5 protein-coding genes are annotated in these 2,239 nt (G+C 57.3%); all 5 read right to left on the reverse strand.

Annotated elements, in window-relative coordinates; genetic code table 11:
- Positions 1–54 precede the first annotated feature (54 nt).
- Complete coding sequence (locus VM163_02710) at positions 55–399, reverse strand: hypothetical protein (GenBank protein HUT02785.1); 345 nt, start codon at positions 397–399, stop codon at positions 55–57.
- Between the two features lie 17 nt (positions 400–416).
- Positions 417–851: a hypothetical protein gene (locus VM163_02715; protein ID HUT02786.1), complete on the reverse strand. Its 435-nt coding sequence runs from the start codon at positions 849–851 to the stop codon at positions 417–419.
- A 239-nt stretch (positions 852–1,090) separates the two neighbouring features.
- The gene (locus VM163_02720; protein HUT02787.1) at positions 1,091–1,414 is read right to left on the reverse strand and encodes a hypothetical protein; all 324 of its coding nucleotides are present in this window, start codon (positions 1,412–1,414) and stop codon (positions 1,091–1,093) included.
- A gap of 133 nt (positions 1,415–1,547) precedes the next feature.
- Complete coding sequence (locus VM163_02725) at positions 1,548–1,733, reverse strand: hypothetical protein (protein HUT02788.1); 186 nt, start codon at positions 1,731–1,733, stop codon at positions 1,548–1,550.
- 45 nt (positions 1,734–1,778) lie between these two features.
- The gene (locus tag VM163_02730; protein HUT02789.1) at positions 1,779–2,057 is read right to left on the reverse strand and encodes a hypothetical protein; all 279 of its coding nucleotides are present in this window, start codon (positions 2,055–2,057) and stop codon (positions 1,779–1,781) included.
- Between the last annotated feature and the right edge of the window lie 182 nt (positions 2,058–2,239).

Genomic DNA, 2,239 nt, shown 5'->3' on the forward strand with positions numbered 1-2,239 from the left:
GCAACAAAAAAGCCGCCCGTGGTGGGGCGGCTTGTGTGGGGCGTTCTTGTCTCGTTAGAACGGTATTTCTACCGCTGGCTTATGCAGGGGCTCAGGCTGCACGCGCTTGGGTTCTGGCTCTGGTTGCCAGCCTTCCCAAAAGTCGCCAAACTCTCGGAGGATATTCTGCGCGCCAAGCCACTCGAAGGGGTTCTTTGGATCAACAGAGCAGGCGGGCGCGTATCCTTTTGCCATGTTGCCCAGGATCGTATACGAGCTGGCTCTTGATAGCCCTTTGTTGACTTTCCCCCTCGTCTCGTTTGCTGCCCCGGCGTCAAATGCCCGCTTAAGCGTTTGCTGAAGCTCCCCCCATGCGATCTGTCCAGACTGTGCTATTCGCTTGGCTGTGGCTTTGTTCATCTTCCTATCTCCCTTCGCTAGTGCGTCGATTCGCAGAACACATGGTATCGCCATGTGCCCGGCTTGGTTTCCGATAGCCCTGCCATTCTCGGGCTGGACCAGTCGGGCATGTCCTCTTTGAGATACGATGCCTTGACGTGTGCCTGACAGAACGCCAGCACCTCGGGGCGGGTCCGTTTCTCCTTGTTAAAATCGGTTACATCATAGATGTACTCAGTAGGCCCATATCGGCGCGACTGGCCCGCTTGGAGCGTCGTCACGCTGTAATGGTTCTCAAGTGCGCGGCATCCACCACAGACGGTGGTTTTCTCGTCCCACACCTCGGGGAGAAGTTCTACGATATACTCGCTCAACCCTTCCCCGCACAGTGGCTTGCCATCCGCATCCAGGTGTACCCAATGGTATGCCCCGACGCTCTTTCCTCGGGGCCTCAATACCTTCAATTCGCTCATGTCTGTCTCCTTATCCTAGAGCGCACCGGACCCGGTAGCCCGATGCGCTCTTGTGCTTGAATCACGTTAGGTGCGGATCCTCTTATCGTTTGTCGTGGCGCACCTCCTCTCTCTGTCCCTCCATTCCCCGCTAGACGCCGTGCCCTTTTGAGGGGCTAGATCATCTCTCCACCTTGCGGGTTCTCCGCTTCCGGTTATCCGGCTGCCGTCGATCCTGAGATTCAGCGGCTCACTTGACGCTAGTCCTTGCCGTTCGGTTTAGAAAAGGAGAACAGGACCGTGGACTTGACCACCAGCTCATCAGGGTCGCGTCCAAGGTCGCGTAGCACATGAAACTTGGAAGTCTCCTCACTCTTGGCGATAACTGACTTCCCGTCCACCAGGATCTCATCCGTCTCGGGGTCGATTACGTAGACCTTGTACAACTGTTTCACATCAGCCTCCTCTATTGAGTTGCCCTTCTCTTGGGCTTCCTGCGCGTTGCGCTTCTGAATCACTTCCCTGGCGACCTTCTCCCAGTCTACCATCGCAGAAAGCTCACTAAGACTGCCATACGTTTTCACACTTACCTCCTATCTCATCAACATACTCAGGCCACTCTTCTGAATGGTCCCTCCTTCCCCCGCCATCCTTCCGTCACGCAAGGCGGCGGTGCTAGTGTCGGCCTGCCCTGCCCCCACAGAGCAGCGGGTGGGGTTATCCTTTGGCCTTGGCAATGTCAGCACCTATTCTCCGAATCACAGTCAGGGCAATCACGAGATTGTTTTGTCGTGCGTTCAGCTCGTCCTGTCGCTCTGGTGATGGTGCCGGATCGCTACATAGCTCATCTAGGATCAGGCTCTCTCGGCTCAATATCTCTGCTATTACCTGTTCAATGGTCATCGTATCCATCTCCTTCCCCCGCCGGCCTACAGAGCAGCGGGTGGGTTATTCGCCTTTGGCCTTGGCGAGGGCGGCGTTGACCGATGTCTCTCCCTCGCAAAGTAGGCTAAAGAACCGCATTGTCGAGATGTCGGTATCTCGGTAGGCATTGATGGCGGCGAGCATAGCCTCACACGCGACCAGCATCTCGGGCGCGGCGGCCATCAGGCGGGCATCGGCTTCTCTGCGAATCGGCGCGCCTCGCTCGATCCACGTTGCCACGTCCCACAAGTCGGTCCTTATCTCCCAGCCTGGACGCCTGATCAGAAACCCATCGGCCTCCAACCGTCTCGCTTCCCACTCCCCAGGCGTTGGACCCCTCTCCCCTGCGTGCTTGTGGTTTTGTTCCAATCGGCGCAACTCTGCTTTTCCCCAAGTACCTGCACTCATCATCCATCTCCTTCCAACCCCGCCGCCCTACAGAGCAGCGGGCTCGTTTTCTGCTTGGGCCGTTGCCCACGCTTCGA

This window comes from bacterium, assembly GCA_035527515.1.
In the GTDB taxonomy this organism is placed as follows: Bacteria; B130-G9; B130-G9; order B130-G9; family B130-G9; genus B130-G9.

What these genes read in the sequence shown, in the direction of transcription:
- VM163_02710 (HUT02785.1), bottom strand. Translation starts at nt 399, where the DNA reads ATGAACAAAGCCACAGCCAAGCGAATAGCACAGTCTGGACAGATCGCA.
- VM163_02715 (HUT02786.1), bottom strand. Translation starts at nt 851, where the DNA reads ATGAGCGAATTGAAGGTATTGAGGCCCCGAGGAAAGAGCGTCGGGGCA.
- VM163_02725 (HUT02788.1), bottom strand. Translation starts at nt 1,733, where the DNA reads ATGACCATTGAACAGGTAATAGCAGAGATATTGAGCCGAGAGAGCCTG.